The organism is Rhizobium sp. NZLR1b (genome assembly GCF_019685155.1).
In the GTDB taxonomy this organism is placed as follows: domain Bacteria; phylum Pseudomonadota; class Alphaproteobacteria; order Rhizobiales; family Rhizobiaceae; genus Rhizobium.
Window position 1 is genome coordinate 144,696 of the sequence record NZ_JABDWC010000015.1, and the last position, 16,266, is coordinate 160,961.

The following is a 16,266-nucleotide window of genomic DNA, read 5'->3' on the forward strand; positions in this document are numbered from 1 at the left end:
TGCAAAGCCGACCGCTCATGTTCCCTTGCGGGCTGCCCAGCTTCGGAGCCGCAATCCGTTCAGCCTGATGAAGCCTTCGGCGTCGTGGTGGTCGTAAGCGAGGGAGCTCTCTTCGAAGGTGACGAGGTCGGCGGAATAGAGCGAGCGAGGGGAGGTGCGAGAGATGACCGAGGCGCATCCCTTGTAGAGCCTTAGCGTCACTTCGCCGCTGACGAAGGCCTGGCTCCGGTCGATCAGGGCTTGCAGCATGTCCCGCTCGGGGGCGAACCAGAAGCCGTTGTAGATCAGCTCGGCGTAGCGGGGCATGATCTCGTCCTTCAGGTGGGAGGCGGCGCGATCAAGCGTAATCGATTCAATGCCTCGATGGGCCGCAAGCAGGATCGTTCCTCCTGGCGTCTCGTATACCCCTCGCGATTTCATGCCGATGAAACGGTTTTCGACGAGATCGAGCCGGCCGATGCCGTGTCGGCCTCCGATCCTGTTGAGCTCGGTGAGCAAGGTGGCCGGCGTCATCGCTTCGCCGTTTACGGACACCGGATCGCCGCTCTCGAAGCCGATGGTGACGGTCTGGGGGGTATCGGGAGCGTCGATAGGGTCGACCGTGCGCTGGTAGATGTATTCGGGCGCGACCTCGGCCGGATCTTCGAGGATTTTGCCTTCGGTCGAGGTGTGCAACAGGTTGGCGTCGATCGAGAAGGGCGCTTCGCCGCGCTTGTCCTTGGGCACCGGAATCTGATGCTTCGTGGCATATTCCAGTAGCTGGATGCGGGAGCGGAAGTTCCACCGGCGCCAGGGAGCGATGACCCTAATCGATGGATCGAGCGCATTGACGGCGAGTTCGAGGCGGATCTGGTCGTTACCCTTGCCCGTCGCGCCGTGGGCGACGGCATCCGCGCCGACCTCGCGGGCTATGGCGACCAGATGCTTGGCAATCAGTGGCCGGCCGATGGAACTGCCGAGCAGATACTGCCCTTCATAGAGCGCGTTGGCCCGCAGCATCGGAAAGACGAAGTCGCGGGCGAATTCCTCCCGTAGATCGACAATGCGGATGTCCTTCACGCCAAGCATCTCCGCCTTTGCCCGCGCCGGCTGAAGCTCCTCGCCCTGGCCGAGATCGGCGGTGAAGGTGACGACCTCGCATCCGTAGCTCTCCTGCAGCCATTTGAGGATGATCGAGGTATCCAACCCGCCGGAATAAGCGAGCACGATTTTATTCATTTTTCCTACCATTGGTCATCTCCACATCGATGTTTGGAACGATAGGTCATGTCTTGCGCAATGAGCTTGCGAAGCGTCCTCAAAATTGCAAATAATTGGCATATTCTGCCATTTGTATGGAAACTGGAGCTATAACATGCCGACAGGGCTCGATGCGATCGATCGCCATATTCTGCGCGTACTTCAGCGCGACGGGCGCATTTCGAATGTCGAGCTGGCAAAGGAGGTGGGCCTGTCACCTTCGCCCTGCCTGCGCCGCGTGCGGCTGCTGGAAGAAGCCGGGATCATCGATCGCTATGTCGCCGTGCTGGATCCGGCAAAGGTCGGGGCGGGGCTGACGGTTTTCGCCCGCGTATGGTTCAAAACTCAGGATGCCGAGGTCACCCTGCGCTTCGCCGAAGCCGTGAGACGGTTTCCCGAGGTGATGGAGTGCTACCTGACGACGGGCGAGTGCGACGCCGTGCTTCGCATCGTCACCACCGATTTACACAGCTATTGGCGTTTTCAGGCCGACCACCTGACCCGCATTCCGAGCGTCCTCAGCGTCAAGACCGACGTGCCGATGGAAACGCTGAAGCGAAGCTACGAGCTGCCGTTGCGATAGGTCACGCGTGGCTCCTTGCCCGTCGGATGGGTGCCGACGGGTGGCCAGCCCCGTCTTCGAGGCCCCTGCGGGGCGCCTCAGGATGAGGCTGGAGAGAGGGCCGTGCTGATACAGGGTCACATCGGTCAGCCCTCATCCTGAGGCGCGGAGGCTGAAAGCCGGAGCCTCGAAGGACGAGGGCGGGTGATTGGGCGAACGGTTGCAACATGTTCATCGCATCCCCACGTGCCCTTGAAACGGGTAACGGAGCAGCCATGCACGACCGGGAGCAGAAGCCGAGCAATGGGGGATTCTTTCATGATTTTCAGTCGGGATTGGAAGCTATTGTCGAAGGGATCTGGGAGTTGGATTCCGAGATCGCTCTTCTGCTGGCGGTCGCACCCCTGCTGATCCTTGTTATCTTCTACGCATTCCGCGCTCTGTTTCGGCTGGGACGGTGGGTCTGGAACGCTTGCCGATCCGGCCGCGCCAAGAAGGCGGTTTCCAGATCGGCTGAGGCGTGATTAAGGAGCGCCGTTCAGGAGACTGTTGCTCCAGGGGTCAGTGGCCCTCGATTTCAGCCTCGGCCAGATGAAACTCGCAGGTCCGCAACGCTTCCCGATTGATCGAAAATCGGATTACTCCAACATCCCACCATTGGAAGCGTGGGCCCTCGGAATCGCTGCAGAGTTGAAGCAGGAGAATTGCATCGTCTTCGAGGTCGGATTGTAACCCGTCGCCGGTTCCCACCATGCGGTGTGACAAGTACCCGTTCAGCTCGGCCTGATTGGCGGGATTTCCGGCAGCAACCAATTCCGGTTCCATTTCAGCAATGCCGGGAAAATCGGTAAGAAGGGTCGTCAGAGATGCGCGGAAGGCCGTTTCGAGATGCGGGTGCAATCCGTAGTCTCCCGCTTGTTTTCGTAGTTGACGGCCCTCTTCCACGACGTTCAGAACCTTTTCGCGAAGTTCGGGGGAAAGCTTGGTTGCTCTGCCCAATGCGGTGAGGCTGCCAGTCAGCGCCATCGCTTGCTTCTTCCAACCGTCGTAGGCCTGCATCAAGGTGTCGGAGGGTTCACCCCAGTGCTCAAGAACATCATCCAGCGGCAGCGCATTTTCGCACCACTCATTTCTGGCTTCGTTCAAAAGCATGACCGCGTCTTCCACGCGGTATGGCAGGCTCCATGATTTCAGCTGGATTTTAGAGTGATACCAGTTTTCTCCCTCTTCTCTCCGCAGCATTGAAAGGCAGTCATATGCCAGGTCGCTGATGTCGGACATTTCGACATCCACGCGAGCTTGGGGAGGCTGCTTTTGAGAGGTCTCAAGTGTCTTCGGCGCCTGGAGCTTGAACGGATTTATCCTCGTCCAAAAATTTCGGATGGCATCCGGAATGCCATTTGGCTCGTCGAAATCGGCCGGCTCCATGGCAATGGCGTTCTCAAAAGGCCGGACCCGAGGATCGTCTGATCCTGAAAATCGTGGGATGTCCCATAAATCGATCACGGTGAAGCGAACGGTGCACCTCGGGAAAAGCTCGCCTTTCGGGCTCTCTGGATTTCGATAGTTGCTTCCCGGTGTTTCACCGTAATCTAGATGATCGATTCTCCACCCGGCGTCCTCAGGAACTGAGCGGCTGGGAAAATCCGCGGCGTTGCCAGGGTAATAGAGAACACGCCAGGCATCCGAACCGTAGGTCTGGAGCGGCTCGTTGGATTCCGCCAAGGCAAAGAAATAGAGCACCCCCGTTTTCGGAAGCGCGCCGCGAGCCTCGATTTCAGGCAGTTCCTCCAGATTGATTTGCGCCAGGAAATCCAGCGATGCCTTTGTCCCATCCTCGAATTCGATCGTGGGCCAATCGAGGCTCGGCGGAAGATTCGGTTCTCCTCCGATCTGTGACAAGAGCCCCAGAGCTTCATTCGGTGGCCAAACCCGGTCCAACCTGATGCTTTTCGTGCGGTGAGGGCGCATCAGTGCAGCCGCCTGCTCGATTGTAACTGTGGGCGCCGTTCGATTGATCATTATGATTTTTCCGACTCTTTGCAGATAAGTGCCGGCGGGCGTGGATCCTTCAAGTCAGTGCCGGCTGAGCGTTGCACGCTATCTCAACGGTGCCCAAGAATCGTAAACTTGTTCAGCCGTTGGCGTGCCGCTCTGTGTGGCATTAGGCCGCTGGCCGGCCGGTGCGTTTCAACCACATCCGCCGCGTCCAGCGCGTCTCGCAAAAGGTTCTTTCGCAACGCTGCGGAAGCCAGAGCGCGGGCGCCGATTTGGCCCCGAAGCTTTGGGGTAACCCTGTCAACTATCACAACGCGCGGGACGCTAATTATCCGGAGCTGACATTGGAATTCCTGACGGCGAAAGAGGTCTTTCCCGTCCGCAGCCGCGGCTTCCTCAAGCGTGCATCGGCGGGACGCGCCTGAGGATCTGAAGCAGCGCACGTTCATTCACGACAGATTCCTCATCGACTGGGCGGCTTGGCTGCAAAGCACCGACTTCAGGGGTTGCCTGCGACGTTCAAAACATGATTTCGAATAGCGGCCGCACTTTCCCCAGGTGATGCGAATGTTACGTCCAAGACGAGCGTATTTTGATGCCGCGGATCGAGAACAGAAGCTCGTCGGCTGCGTTCTCTCGAGGCTTCTACATCTATTGATTTTAAGTGGACGCGGCGTGCGGGTGTAGAAATGCGGCGTGCCAACTCATCCTCGTCGCATAGCAATCGGATCGGCGCCAGCAAGGCCTGGCGCTGTTGAGCCGCGGCAGCAATTTGTTGAAAAGTGCGCATGCTACGCTGATCGCCGTCAATACCGGCATGCGTGAAGATGAAGTTTGCCGAGGAAGCGCTATAGGCGACGATCGCATCCAAGACGGCTTGCCGAACTCTTCCGGTGTATTCCCATATTCCGTTTGGGAGGGGAGATGTCCCGTCATCATCGATGAGGCGCAGTATCGGGTTATTGAACCAATGATTGTCGACAATCTTTGCGGAAAAAAGGGGGCTCAATTCTTTGGCGATCGCGAGTTTCCCGACGCCTGGAAAACCGATCAGCAGAATGAAAATATTCATACGGAGCAAACCTCCCCACTCTCGTCTGACATAGTCCGTGTGGCGCAATAGGGCTTTTCAATCCTTGCAGCTTACGCTCATTCAACTTGGATATGGATATGGTCGTCGTGGCGGGCCGCGCGGCAACCTTGGAAGCGGACATGGCTGTCGGTAATGCCAAGCGCGTTCTTCAGATGCGGCTCGATGAAGATCTTCTGCAGGCCGAAGCGCGCCACGCCTTCGCTCGTCAGCCAGGCGACCGCGGCCGATGTGCGCTGCTCCTCGATGCCATAGGCCGGAAACAACGGCTGCAGCGCGTCGAAATCCCAGCGTGTGGTAAGCCAGTCATTGCGCCCTTGGCATGGCAATTCGTCGCCCGGCGCGGGCTGCTCGAAAGCGAAATAACCGATCGGGGAGCGGGTGACGCCATCCAGGAAAGCGTCGTCCGCATCCTTGTAATAATAGGCGAAGTCGAGCTTTTTTCCGTCGGCATGCGAAAGGTGCGGCAGCAGCGGAAAGCCGTTGACGAAGGGGAAATTCGCATCCAGCGCGACGGTGACGGTACCGGGAAATTCCTCGTTCATGTGGGCGGCAAGCGCTTTTGCCAGATCGCGCAGGTGAGGGGTGACGTAGTTGCGGTTCAGCAGGCAATAGATCGGGGAGCGGACCACGAGCCTGTCTGTGGCGCTTGATATGCAGGAGAGGGGTACCCGCCCGACCATCGGGGCTGCGAGGCTCGCGGCAAATGTCGCACCGGCATAGCAAAACAGGAAGATGGCGAGCTTCGTCAGAAAGCGCCGGATGCCCCAGGCGCGCGACGCGGCCAAGGCGATGAGATAGGCGATGCCGCCGATCTGCGTGAGCAGCGTCAGAAGGAGAACGATCAGGACGTGGAGAGCAAAACGGAACACGGGGGAGGCCTTGCGGGACGTTACCATCCCTTAGGCGAGGGGATGGGGATCCGCAAGATGGCTGCAAACCGCCGACCGGCGAGACCTCTGCTTTTGATCTCAGAATTGACAGGATCAATTATCTGACTTAAGTCAGATAATATGGCTTGCGATCCTGTCTCCCGCGTCCGTCGCTTCAACCGTGCCGTCACTTCCGAAGTCGGCGCTCTCGACAGCTCTTTCCTCGGGCGCGGGCGTCCGCTCGGGGCTGCCCGCGTGCTCAATTCGATCGGACGGGGACAATCGGATGTTGCCGTGATCCGCGATTACCTCGGTCTGGACTCGGGCTTGATGAGCCGTCTGCTGCGCAGTCTGGAAGAGGAGGGGCTCATCGAGACGGTGCCGAACCCTCAGGACGCGCGTCGCCGCATCGCCAGATTGACCAAAATCGGTCAGTCCGAGTTCCAGGCTTATGAAGCGCTTTCCAATGCGCAGGCGGAGGGATTTCTGGCACGCCATCGCCGCCCGGAAGAACTCCTACGCGCCATGGACATCGTTGCTTCCTCGCTGAGGCGCGACCAGATCGTGATCGAGGAGACGGACCCTCGGCACGAGGACGCCAGCTATTGCCTGAGCGAATATTACGGCGAACTTTCACGCCGGTTTGAGAAGGGCTTCGATGTATCGCTGTCCCGCGATCCCGACGCCAAGGATATGACCCGTCCGCGCGGTGCGTTCCTGGTGGCTTTGTCCGATGGCCTGCCGATCGGCTGCGTCGGGTTGAAGGGTAGCGGTGGCGAGGTCGCGGAGATCAAAAGGCTCTGGGTCGCCCCCTCCGCGCGTGGCCTCGGGCTCGCAACACGCCTCATGTTTGCCGCCGAGACCATCGCCCGCGAGCTATCCGTCAAGCTCCTCCGTCTGGATACGAACAGTGCGCTTTCCGAGGCGCAACAGCTCTATCGCGGAACCGGCTGGCATGAGATCGACCGGTTCAATGACGACCCATATCCCGACACGTTTTTTGAAAAGCGACTTTAAGCCTCTCGAGCCACCGCCGTCGGGTCCTACTGGTGGTCCAACTGCTTCGACAGCTCGGTAAAAAGCCTGTCGCGGTCAGTGTTCATCTGGATGAGATCGACGGCAATGGTGATGGCGCGGCGCCCTTCGATGCTGTCGATGTCGAGCTTCCTCTCGCAGCACCATAGCCGAACTGCATCGGTGACGATTGTTATTTCATCATCATTGAGTGAGATGAGCGATAGGAGCATCGTCGTGCCATCCGAAAAGCGGCAAGAGCACCTATGGTCTCTCAAGCGGAAGTGCCGATGCCGATGGGCCGATGGCGCTCACTCTACGCTCATTCCCCAGCTAAACCACCGCTATTTCTCTGACACGGTTTGGTGCCTGCCCGGCCGGACGCCCGTATCCTCTGGCAATCTGAGCTTGTCGATCGGCATCATGCTCAAGACAGAACGTTTCGAGGAATGCGTCCTCGGAGCGTTCGTAGATCTCGACGGACATGCGCGCGAATTGAAGAATGCCGGCGCCTTGTTCTTTTTCTCACGGCCGTCAGACCGGAACCTGCCATGACTGCTTGATCTTCTGCATCGGGATTTCCGTCTTGATGTTGCGGACGCCTTCGATGCGGCCGAGGTGTTCCATCTGGAAGCGCCTGTAGCCGTCCAGATCTGGAGCCACGACCCGGAGGATGAAATCACAGTCGCCGGCCATCAGATGGCATTCGACGATCTGGGGCAGCTTCTCCGCCGCACGGCAGAAGGCCGCCGTCGTCTCTTCGTCCTGAGCCAACAACCAGATGCGGACAAATACGCTGAAGCCCATGTCGAGCTTCACCGGGTCCAGCAATGCGACGTAATGTCTGATGATCCCGGCTTCTTCGAGCATCCTGACGCGCCTCAGACACGGTGACGGAGACAGTCCGACCTTGGCGGCCAGTTCGGTGTTCTGGATTCTGCCGTCCTGCTGCAGGACGCGGAGTATGGCGCGATCTATGGAATCCAGCTTCATTGGCGTCCTCTGCTCGTGATTGGCTAGTCATTGGCACGGGATGCCAATAAAATGGCAATACATATTTGAGAACGCAACCAATCGCTCTCGGGATTGCGATAATAATTCAGGCGACGCACCGCTGTTCGCGGCACGCTTTCGATAACAAGGGTTACCGAGGTGACGGACTGCATCTCTGAAGACATCAGCATGCCCGCAAAAGGGCGATCCGAGGCATGGCGCGGCCTGAAGGCGGCGATCCCGATCATGCTGGGCTTCGTGCCGTTTGCGCTGGTGCTCGGCGCGCAGGCCGCCGGCAAGGGATTTACGGCCGTTGAGGTGCCGCTGATGACGGGGCTGAATTTCGGCGGCGGATCGGAGTTTGCCGCTGTGGAGCTTTGGTCCTCGCCGCCGCACGTGCTTCTCATCGCCGCCATCACCTTTCTCGTCAACAGCCGGCATCTGCTGATGGGAGCAGCACTTGCCCCCTTCATTCGCCATCTGTCGAAAAGACAGGCGCTGATGGCGCTGTTCTTCATGTGCGACGAGAGCTGGGCGATGGGACTGGCGGATGCGAGGAAGGCCCGGGCCAATCTCAGCCTGGGTTATTTCTTCGGCGTGGCGCTCGGCCTCTATTTTTGCTGGGTCATCTTCACGACCATCGGCGTCTTGGTCGGACCGATCCTCGGCGACGTCACCGAATACGGTTTCGACATGGCGTTTCCGGCCGTGTTCCTGGTGATGCTCGCCGGCATGTGGAAGGGCGCGAAAGCAGCACTTCCCTGGCTCGTCAGCCTGTTCTTCGCGGCTGCAACCTACCTGGCGCTACCGGGGGCCTGGTATGTTCCGGCAGGCGCGCTATCCGGCGTTGCCGCGGCATTCCTGATGGCGCGCGCCGATGGCTGATCCGCTTTACCTCACCGCGATCGTGCTGATGGCGACGCTCACCTATCTCACCCGCATCGGCGGCTATCTCTTCCTGCGCAACCGCGCGCTCGGCCCGCGCCTGCGCATCGTCATGGAGAGTGCTCCGGGCTGCGTATTGATCACTGTCATCGCACCCGACTTCGTCACCGGCCGGCCGGCGGATCTGATTGCTCTTGCGGTGACGATGCTGGCGGCAGCCCGGCTGCCCGTGCTGCCGACCGTCATCATCGCCATTGCCGCCGCAGGCATCCTGCGGCACGCGCTGGTGTGAACGAATGCCGATTCCGATCGGCGGCTCGTTTATTTTGCGAGCACGATGTGCGTGGCGTGTTCGGTGGCGACATGCTCGGCGACGCGGAAGCCGAGAGCGGGCAGGTCGATGCCGGTGAACATTGCTTCGCCCTTGCCGAGCACGACGGGCGAGAGGGCGAAATGCAATTCATCGATCAGGCCGGCCTGAAGATATTGGCGCACGGTGCTGACCCCGCCGCCGATCTTCACATCCTTGCCGCCGGCCGCGGCCTTCGCCTTTTCAAGGGCGTCCTCGATGCCGCCGGTGACGAAGTGAAAGGTCGTGCCGCCCTCCATGACGAGGGGTTCGCGGGGATAGTGCGTCAGGATGAAGGTTGGCGCATGGTAGGGCGGGTTTGGCCCCCACCAGCCCTTCCAGGCCTTATCAGGCCAATCGCCGCGGATGGGGCCGAACATGTTGCGGCCGAGGATGAAGGCGCCGAAATTGGCCATGCCACGGGCGGCATAATCCTCGTCAATTCCTTGCGAGCCGTCGTCCTTTCCCTGCATCGCGCGAAACGTGCGGGTATGGAGAAACCATTGAAACATCTCAGTTCCGCGCTTGCCGAGTGGATCTTGCATGCTTTGCTCCGGCCCGGCGCCGAAACCATCCACGGAAAGGGAAAATGCTGCGACACGAACCTTGGACATGGTTTCCTCCATCTGATTGCAAATTAAAACTGGTTGTTTTGTCGCATAAGTGATCCTATAATGCAACCAGTTTTTTGAAGGAGATGCCTGGTGGATATCGAACTGCGCTCGGGCTGCCCGATCAACCTGACGATGGAAGTGCTGGGCGACAGGTGGACCCTCATCATCATCCGGGACATCATGTTTGGCAACCGCCGCCATTTCCGCGATCTGCTGACCCATTCGGAGGAGGGGATCGCCTCCAACATTCTAGCAGCCAGGCTGAAGCGCCTGCTCTCGCTCGGGTTTATCAGCAAGCGGGACGATCCGAGCCACAGCCAGAAAGCAATCTACAGCCTCGAGGAGCCGGCCATCCAGCTTGTTCCCGTCTTCGTCATGATCGGCGCCTGGGGGCGGCGCCATCTGCCTGTCAGCGAGGAACTGAGCATCCGCGCGCAGCTTCTCGAAGAAGGCGGGCCGCCGCTCTGGGACGAATTCATGGAGGATCTCCGGCAGATCCATATCGTCGATCCGATCGGTGGAGCCAACGGCACGTGCACTTCGGCGGTGCTGGCGAAGCTGACGGCGGCGTTCCTCGAGGTCCGCGCAAAATCGTCGGCGCCGGTCTCCTGATTTCGAGAAAGGTCAACCGCCGGCGCCCTGGTATTTGCCGGTGGCGTATCGCCAGTGAGCGATCGATATCAACACCCAAACGGGGCCGGCGGCGAGCGCCACTGGCCCGGCCCAGTCCCCAAGGAGCGGGATAGATTTGCCGAGCAGGGCGCCGACCGGGACCGAACTGGTCAGGGCCAACGGAACCGCGGTGATGAGGGTGATCTGGATGCCGCCGGGAAAGATGTTAAGGGGGTAACGGGTCAGTTCCCAAAAGCCGAAGAAGATCGAAAACAAATGGTTGGACCGCACCCACATCAGCGCCGTCGCGCCGATCATGGTGATCAGCGCACCGGTCAAAAGCGTCGCGCTGATGAGCGTGGCAATGAGGAACGACACGGACCAAACCGACCAGGTGAAGTCGACCGACAGAATGGCCCAGCCCATCAGCGCCGCCGCGAGGATGACATGGCCGGCATAGCCGATATTGAGGCCGGAAAAGACCAGATAGGCCCAGGGGCTGAATGGCTTGACCAGCAGCGTATCGTAAGTGCCGAGTCGCACCAGTTCTTCAAGGTCGCGCAATTGCACGAAGCTCATCGCGGCGCCGAGAGAATAGGCGAGCAGCTGGAAGCTGAACAACAGCGCCAGCTCCGGCAAGGTCCAGCCGCCCAGCGTGTGAAAGCGGGCGAGCAGGATGCCAATGGTGGCGAAGACGCTGCCATAGGACAGGATCTGCGCGAAACGATCGAGCCAGAAAGCGCCGCGATATTCCATCTTTGAGCGGACATGCATCCGCACCAGCAGCGGAATGACGCGGAGGTAATGAATGAGCACGATCAGCCTCCTTGCACGGTGATGCGGCGGGAGGCTGAGCGCCACAGCCAGAGGACGCCCAAGAGGAACATTCCGGCCCAGCCGAGACCAAGGCCGAGATGAAACCAGGTGTCGGCAGCCGAAAGCCTGCCGAGATAGACGGCATTCGGATAATAGACGACCCAGGCGAAGGGCAGGTGGCGGGCAATCGTCGCCAGCGGTTCGGGGAAAAACCAGAAGGGCACCAGCAGGCCCGAGAAGAGATGCAGCAAGGCGCCGAGGATCCAGTCCAGCGAGAAACTCGTCATCAGCCAGAAGGCGACGAGCCCGAAGACCGCCGACATCAAAAATACGAGCACGAAGGACAGCGCCCAGAAGGCAATGAACATCAGGCCATCAAACAGGCTTGCCGGCGGCAGCATGCCGTAAAACAATGCGGTGAAGGCGACGGTCGGGATGACCTGCGTAGCCAGGCGATAGAAAAAGCTGCCGGATTCATTGGCGAACAGATAGAGCGGATAGGACAGCGGCTTGAGCAACCAGACAGCGATATCACCGGTCTTGAGCGACCGGCCGATCTCGCCGATGATCCTCTCAGGCCGGGTGGCGCCCATCACTGCGCCGCCGAGCAGCGCATAGGTCACCATCTGCTGCAGCGAGACGCCGTCGACCACGGTTGCACCGACGCCGGCATAAACGGCCAGCCAGATGGCGACCCGCGCGACGACCTGCACCAGTTTGCCGAAGATGTTGGCCCAGACCTCGTTGCGATAGGCAAGCTGCGCGTGGAAGGCGCTTCGGGTGAAGGCGAAATAAGCGCTCATGGTGCCCGCGCCCGGGCGTTTCGGGTGAAGGCGAGATATGCGCTCATGGTGTCCGCGCCCGGGCGTTGCGGGTGAAGGCGAGATAGGCGCTCATGGTGTCCGTGCCCGGGCACTGCGGGTGAAGGCGAAATAAGCGCTCATGATGCTCGCGCCCGGGCGTCGCGGCCCTGGTAGAAGGTGCGGATGACCTCTTCGATGTCGGGCTCGTGCAGCGCCACATCCTTGAGGTCGCGCTCGCTTCCCACCTCCGAAAGGATTTTGACCAGCGATATGTCTTCGCGCTCGATCAGATAATTCTTGCGCAGGCCCTCGTCGCTGACCAGCGACGCCGTTTTGAGCGGCAAAGGTCCCGGATCGCTGGCAAATTCGAGTGTCAGTCGCCGGGCCGAGCCCAATGCCCCGCGCAGGCTCCTCAATTCGCCGTCGAAGATCAGCCTCGAGTGATCGACCATGATCAGCCGCGGGCAGATGGTTTCGATGTCCTGCAGGTCATGGGTGGTGAGGATGATGGTGACGCCGCGCTCGCGGTTGATCTCCGCAAGAAAGCGCCGCACCGCATCCTTGGCGACCACGTCGAGCCCGATGGTCGGTTCGTCCAGAAAGAGGATCTTCGGATCGTGCAGCAGCGACATGACGATCTCGGCGCGCATGCGCTGGCCGAGGCTGAGCTGGCGCACCGCGCGGTCGAGAAAGGGCGTGAGGTCGAGCAGCTCGCTGAAGCGCCGGAGGTTATCGGCATAGCGGGCGGCTGATATATCGTAGATGCGCTGGTGCAAGGTGAAACTGTCGACCAGCGGCAGGTCCCACCACAGCTGACTGCGCTGGCCGAAGACAACGCCGATCTCGCGCGCATTGTCCATTCGCTTGAGATGCGGTGTGCGGCCAAGCACGGTAAGCGTGCCGGCGCTCGGTACCAGGATGCCGGTCATCATCTTGATCATGGTGGATTTGCCGGCGCCATTGGGGCCGAGATACCCCACAGCTTCGCCGGCCGCGACGTCGAAATCGATGTCGGAAACGGCCAGAACCTCTGTATATTCGCTCGTCACCAGCGTCTTTAGCGCGCCCAGAAAGCCCGGAAATCTCTTGTGCTGCCGGAAGCGTTTGCTGACGCCCCGGGCTTCGATCAAAGCCGTCATATGTATTTCCCGCCGACTCGGCAGCTGTGAGGATTGGAACCCAGGCTAACGCCGGGCTCGGCCAGTGCAAGCAAAAGTCGCTTTTGGCTGTCACTCAATCGCCCAATTCAAAGTGCTGCGGCATCCTTCGCGCATCCGAAAAGACGCGCGGCGCCGCAGCCTTTTGCGTTGACAGCGGTGATCAATCGATCGCTGTTGGGGTCATGAAGATTCTCGCAATATCCGGCAGCGCTCGGCGCGATTCCACCAATACGGCCATGCTGCGGGCCATCAGCGTCGTCGCACCAAGTGAGATCGAGATTGCGATCTTCGATGGCGTGGGATACCTGCCGGTATTCTCGCCTGATCTCGAGGGGGAATCCCTGCCGGCGGCGGTGCGGGATTTCATCGACGTGATCGCTCGGAGCGACGGGGTGATCATCGCCAGCCCGGAATATGTGCGATCCATTCCCGGCGGCCTCAAGAATGCGATCGACTGGCTGGTGTCAGGAGAGCAGATCGTCCACAGGCCCGTTGCACTGCTGCACGCATCACATCGGGGCGATGACATGCTGGCAGGTCTGCGCACGATCCTTGCGACCATCACCGACCGCTTCGCGGACGATATCTTTCTGCGGCTTCCTTTGATGAAGCTGGAACCGGCCGAGGTGTTTCGGGCTGTCGCGACGGTGGAGAACCGTTTGAGGGTGCAGGCCTATCTTCAGGCCTTCTCGGCCTATTGCAAGGCAGCCGGCTAAATCGCCTGAGGTCCGCCCGGTCATCGGATCTCCATCAGCAGGCCGCTCTCGAACGCTGTTTTTTCCTGGAGCGTGTGCAGTATCACGAGCGGGGCTGCGAGCAGCGCGGCGAGGATGAAGGCGGAGAGGAAATGCCTCTTGAGGAAACGGAGGATAGGTCGGATCATCTTGATCTCCAGATGCCGCGGATGTCCTTTGTACTGGACCTCAACAATTGCGGCAGCATGACCGGCTGCCTTGCAAGCTCCGCAATGCTGCCGCAACCCTTGTGGCGGACAGAGGGAAGGTCAAGAGAACAGGCGGGCGATGCGGATATTGTTGATAGAAGACGAGCGGGAGCTGGCCGAGGCGCTGTCGGCAGCGCTTGGCAAACATGCGATCGTCACCGACCACACGATGCACCTGGCCGATGCCGTCGAGCTGACGCGGCAGAACCTCTACGACGCGATCCTGCTCGACCGGCGCCTGCCCGATGGAGAGGGGCTGAGCTTCATTCCAGAGCTGAGGCGGACGGGGAAGGATACGCCGATCATTGTGCTGACGGCGCGCAACGAGCCGAAGGAACGGGTTGAAGGGCTGGACCTGGGCGCCGACGACTATCTTGGCAAGCCGTTCCTGGTCGAAGAGCTGATGGCGCGGCTGCGGGCCGTGCTGCGGCGGGCGCCGGGTCTTGCCGAATTGCAGATTACCGCCGGGCGGATGGTGATCGATCCGCTGCATCTCAGCGTCACTGTCGCAACGGTGCCGCTCGACCTGCCGCGACGCGAACTTCTGGTGCTGGCCGCCCTTGCAAGGAGGAAGGAGAAGACCGTGCTCCGCTCGACACTGGAGGCGGCGGTTTATAATTACGAAGAGGAAATCCAGTCGAATGCGCTCGATGCGCATATTTCGCGGCTGCGCAAGCGGCTGATCGATGCCGGCGCCGGTGTCGCGATCCATAATATCCGCGGCGTCGGCTATCTCATGAAGGAAGAATGATGGCCAAGGTGCAATACGCCAATCCGTCGCTTTGGTGGCGGCTCAGCTGGCAGCTCAGCATCGTTTTCGTCGCCGTGGTGGCGGCTGTCATCGTCGGCCTTTGCGTTTACGGGGCGATGATCCTCTCGCCGAACGTCGCCATGGAATACAGGCTGACCGCAGCGCTCGATGAGGCGCTGATCCGCGTTACGCAGGGCAAGCTCGTCATCGTCGACAGCCCGCGCCTTAGCGCCTTCAAGGCCGAGAGCGACAGGCTCTGGTTCGTCGTAGCTGCGCCGGACGGGCAGACTGTTTCCTATGGCGCCGTGCCGGAGGCCTATCAGGTGCTTGGCCCCTATGTGCACCTGATCAAGGAGGCCGATATACGCGGTGCCGCCTTTACCGGCGAGAGCGCCTCGATCGACAGTGTCGAGACGGGGATCGGGCCTTTCCGGGTGATGTATGGCGGCAACCCGAGCCGGAGCGCCACCTTCCTGACCATGCTCACAGAGACCTATCCGATCTATGTGCCGCTGCTGGCGGTCGCTCTGCCGGCGGTCTTTTTTGCTGTGCCCCGGATTGTCGGGCGGGCGCTGAGGGGGATCAGCGACGTGGCGCGTGCCGCAGCGGCAATCGAGCCGCGCCGGCAGGGCGCACGCCTTCCCGTGAGCGGCATTCCCCGGGAAGTGTCGCCGCTCGTGACCGCCTTCAACAGTACGCTGGAGCGGCTGGAGAATGAATTCCGCAAACGCCAGCGCTTCCTGATCGATGCGGCGCATGAGCTGCGGACGCCGATCGCCATCACGCAGACGCGTATCGACGGCATGCCCGATGGCCGCGAGCGGCAGCGGCTGCTCGACGACGTGGCGCGGCTGGCCGAGGCGGCCGAACAGCTGCTCGATTTCGAGCGAAACGACCAGGCGGCCGATCTTGACGAAACGGTCGATCTCGTCGGCATCGCCCGCACTGTGGTTGCCGACCTCGCGCCACTGGCAATCGCGGGCGGCTACCAGATCTGCTTTCAAAGCGAGGTGGAGAGCCTTGAACGCCGCGGCAGCCCTTCCGCCTTACCGCGGGCGGTCAGCAACCTGGTGCGCAATGCCATCGACCACGGCGGCAATGGGGGCATGATCACGGTCGCGGTATCGCGCTCGGCTTCCGGCGGCGGCAGGATCAGCGTCGCCGACGAGGGGCCAGGCATTCCGGCCGAACATCGCGAACTGGTGTTCGAGCCCTTCTATCGCGTCACTCCAAGAAGCAAGGGCGCCGGTCTCGGCCTCAGCCTCGTCAAGCAGGTCGCCGGAAACCATGGCGGCGCGGTCAGCATCGAGAGCAGTGCAGCCGGGACACGAGTGATGATCGAACTCGCATATGTAGGTCAGGCTGGCTTGAGCCGCAACCGCCCGCCGGAAGCGACCTGTAATGTTGCGGCAATTCTCGACCGCCACTTTCGCCTGAGACTAGAGCGCGTCCGTTGAACGCGGAATCAGGTTGAGGGTTTCCTTAAAGGCTAAACTCTGATTCCATCGCTCCGACTGGTGATTTGGTCGGAGGTAAAATGACCCGAGCTTTCAGTGATGATTTGC

General features: G+C 60.6%; 21 protein-coding genes. 10 read left to right on the plus strand and 11 right to left on the minus strand.

The genetic code is table 11. The features are described from left to right. Positions 1 to 15: 15 nt before the first annotated feature. A complete protein-coding gene (locus HJB84_RS21085; RefSeq protein ID WP_221116778.1) occupies positions 16 to 1,230 on the minus strand; it encodes an argininosuccinate synthase in 1,215 nt (404 codons plus the stop codon). Between the two features lie 124 nt (positions 1,231 to 1,354). Here HJB84_RS21085 and HJB84_RS21090 point away from each other — a divergent pair, with 124 nt between their 5' ends. Together HJB84_RS21090 and HJB84_RS21095 are read left to right on the plus strand one after the other, a co-directional pair. Further along, a complete protein-coding gene (locus HJB84_RS21090; protein WP_221116779.1) occupies positions 1,355 to 1,822 on the plus strand; it encodes an Lrp/AsnC family transcriptional regulator in 468 nt (155 codons plus the stop codon). A gap of 206 nt (positions 1,823 to 2,028) precedes the next feature. Next, positions 2,029 to 2,325 carry a hypothetical protein gene (locus tag HJB84_RS21095; RefSeq protein ID WP_221116780.1) on the plus strand — a complete coding sequence of 99 codons (297 nt, stop codon included), beginning with the start codon at positions 2,029 to 2,031 and terminating at the stop codon, positions 2,323 to 2,325. A 37-nt stretch (positions 2,326 to 2,362) separates the two neighbouring features. On the opposite strand, the gene HJB84_RS21100 is transcribed toward HJB84_RS21095, so the two are convergent. Beyond that, positions 2,363 to 3,823 carry a YwqG family protein gene (locus HJB84_RS21100; protein ID WP_259671135.1) on the minus strand — a complete coding sequence of 487 codons (1,461 nt, stop codon included), beginning with the start codon at positions 3,821 to 3,823 and terminating at the stop codon, positions 2,363 to 2,365. Between the two features lie 248 nt (positions 3,824 to 4,071). Between HJB84_RS21100 and HJB84_RS21105 the strand changes: the two genes are divergently transcribed. After that, positions 4,072 to 4,224 (plus strand): hypothetical protein, encoded by a 153-nt coding sequence (locus tag HJB84_RS21105; protein ID WP_221116781.1) that lies wholly within the window; start codon positions 4,072 to 4,074, stop codon positions 4,222 to 4,224. 74 nt (positions 4,225 to 4,298) lie between these two features. Here the strand turns inward: HJB84_RS21105 and HJB84_RS21110 are convergent, their stop codons facing one another. Together HJB84_RS21110 and HJB84_RS21115 are read right to left on the minus strand one after the other, a co-directional pair. Continuing rightward, positions 4,299 to 4,871, minus strand: a complete 573-nt coding sequence (locus HJB84_RS21110; protein WP_221116782.1) for an AAA family ATPase — start codon at positions 4,869 to 4,871, stop codon at positions 4,299 to 4,301. A gap of 77 nt (positions 4,872 to 4,948) precedes the next feature. After that, on the minus strand, positions 4,949 to 5,761 hold the full coding sequence (locus HJB84_RS21115) for a hypothetical protein (RefSeq protein ID WP_221116783.1): 813 nt from the start codon (positions 5,759 to 5,761) through the stop codon (positions 4,949 to 4,951). A 141-nt stretch (positions 5,762 to 5,902) separates the two neighbouring features. On the opposite strand from HJB84_RS21115, the gene HJB84_RS21120 reads away from it, so the two are divergent. Further along, positions 5,903 to 6,778 (plus strand): helix-turn-helix domain-containing GNAT family N-acetyltransferase, encoded by an 876-nt coding sequence (locus HJB84_RS21120; RefSeq protein WP_207580895.1) that lies wholly within the window; start codon positions 5,903 to 5,905, stop codon positions 6,776 to 6,778. A 26-nt stretch (positions 6,779 to 6,804) separates the two neighbouring features. Here the strand turns inward: HJB84_RS21120 and HJB84_RS21125 are convergent, their stop codons facing one another. Then, positions 6,805 to 7,008, minus strand: a complete 204-nt coding sequence (locus HJB84_RS21125; protein ID WP_207580894.1) for a hypothetical protein — start codon at positions 7,006 to 7,008, stop codon at positions 6,805 to 6,807. Positions 7,009 to 7,309: 301 nt separating this feature from the next. Then, a complete protein-coding gene (locus HJB84_RS21130) occupies positions 7,310 to 7,768 on the minus strand; it encodes an Lrp/AsnC family transcriptional regulator (RefSeq protein ID WP_207580893.1) in 459 nt (152 codons plus the stop codon). 189 nt (positions 7,769 to 7,957) lie between these two features. Here HJB84_RS21130 and HJB84_RS21135 point away from each other — a divergent pair, with 189 nt between their 5' ends. Further along, positions 7,958 to 8,653: an AzlC family ABC transporter permease gene (locus HJB84_RS21135; RefSeq protein WP_207580892.1), complete on the plus strand. Its 696-nt coding sequence runs from the start codon at positions 7,958 to 7,960 to the stop codon at positions 8,651 to 8,653. After that, a complete protein-coding gene (locus HJB84_RS21140) occupies positions 8,646 to 8,945 on the plus strand; it encodes an AzlD family protein (protein ID WP_221116784.1) in 300 nt (99 codons plus the stop codon). The genes HJB84_RS21135 and HJB84_RS21140 overlap by 8 nt, the downstream gene beginning before the upstream one ends. Positions 8,946 to 8,974: 29 nt before the next feature. On the opposite strand, the gene HJB84_RS21145 is transcribed toward HJB84_RS21140, so the two are convergent. Continuing rightward, on the minus strand, positions 8,975 to 9,616 hold the full coding sequence (locus tag HJB84_RS21145) for a dihydrofolate reductase family protein (protein ID WP_221116785.1): 642 nt from the start codon (positions 9,614 to 9,616) through the stop codon (positions 8,975 to 8,977). Positions 9,617 to 9,706: 90 nt separating this feature from the next. Here HJB84_RS21145 and HJB84_RS21150 point away from each other — a divergent pair, with 90 nt between their 5' ends. Further along, a complete protein-coding gene (locus tag HJB84_RS21150; protein ID WP_221116786.1) occupies positions 9,707 to 10,228 on the plus strand; it encodes a helix-turn-helix domain-containing protein in 522 nt (173 codons plus the stop codon). 12 nt (positions 10,229 to 10,240) lie between these two features. Here the strand turns inward: HJB84_RS21150 and HJB84_RS21155 are convergent, their stop codons facing one another. The 3 genes from HJB84_RS21155 to HJB84_RS21165 all read right to left on the minus strand — a co-directional run bounded on the left by HJB84_RS21155 (position 10,241) and on the right by HJB84_RS21165 (position 12,986). Continuing rightward, a complete protein-coding gene (locus HJB84_RS21155; RefSeq protein ID WP_221116787.1) occupies positions 10,241 to 11,044 on the minus strand; it encodes an ABC transporter permease in 804 nt (267 codons plus the stop codon). A gap of 2 nt (positions 11,045 to 11,046) precedes the next feature. Then, a complete protein-coding gene (locus tag HJB84_RS21160; RefSeq protein WP_221116788.1) occupies positions 11,047 to 11,847 on the minus strand; it encodes an ABC-2 family transporter protein in 801 nt (266 codons plus the stop codon). Between the two features lie 137 nt (positions 11,848 to 11,984). Next, entirely contained in the window at positions 11,985 to 12,986 is a 1,002-nt protein-coding gene (locus tag HJB84_RS21165) for an ATP-binding cassette domain-containing protein (RefSeq protein WP_207580886.1), read from the minus strand. 203 nt (positions 12,987 to 13,189) lie between these two features. On the opposite strand from HJB84_RS21165, the gene HJB84_RS21170 reads away from it, so the two are divergent. Next, positions 13,190 to 13,723: an NADPH-dependent FMN reductase gene (locus HJB84_RS21170; protein ID WP_207580885.1), complete on the plus strand. Its 534-nt coding sequence runs from the start codon at positions 13,190 to 13,192 to the stop codon at positions 13,721 to 13,723. A 20-nt stretch (positions 13,724 to 13,743) separates the two neighbouring features. Here HJB84_RS21170 and HJB84_RS21175 read toward each other — a convergent pair whose 3' ends face one another. Next, positions 13,744 to 13,890: a hypothetical protein gene (locus HJB84_RS21175; RefSeq protein WP_207580884.1), complete on the minus strand. Its 147-nt coding sequence runs from the start codon at positions 13,888 to 13,890 to the stop codon at positions 13,744 to 13,746. Between the two features lie 139 nt (positions 13,891 to 14,029). Between HJB84_RS21175 and HJB84_RS21180 the strand changes: the two genes are divergently transcribed. Both HJB84_RS21180 and HJB84_RS21185 read left to right on the plus strand, forming a co-directional pair. After that, on the plus strand, positions 14,030 to 14,701 hold the full coding sequence (locus HJB84_RS21180) for a response regulator transcription factor (RefSeq protein WP_207580883.1): 672 nt from the start codon (positions 14,030 to 14,032) through the stop codon (positions 14,699 to 14,701). After that, a complete protein-coding gene (locus tag HJB84_RS21185) occupies positions 14,701 to 16,158 on the plus strand; it encodes a HAMP domain-containing sensor histidine kinase (protein ID WP_221116789.1) in 1,458 nt (485 codons plus the stop codon). Before HJB84_RS21180 ends, HJB84_RS21185 begins: the two co-directional genes overlap by 1 nt. Positions 16,159 to 16,266: the final 108 nt, after the last annotated feature.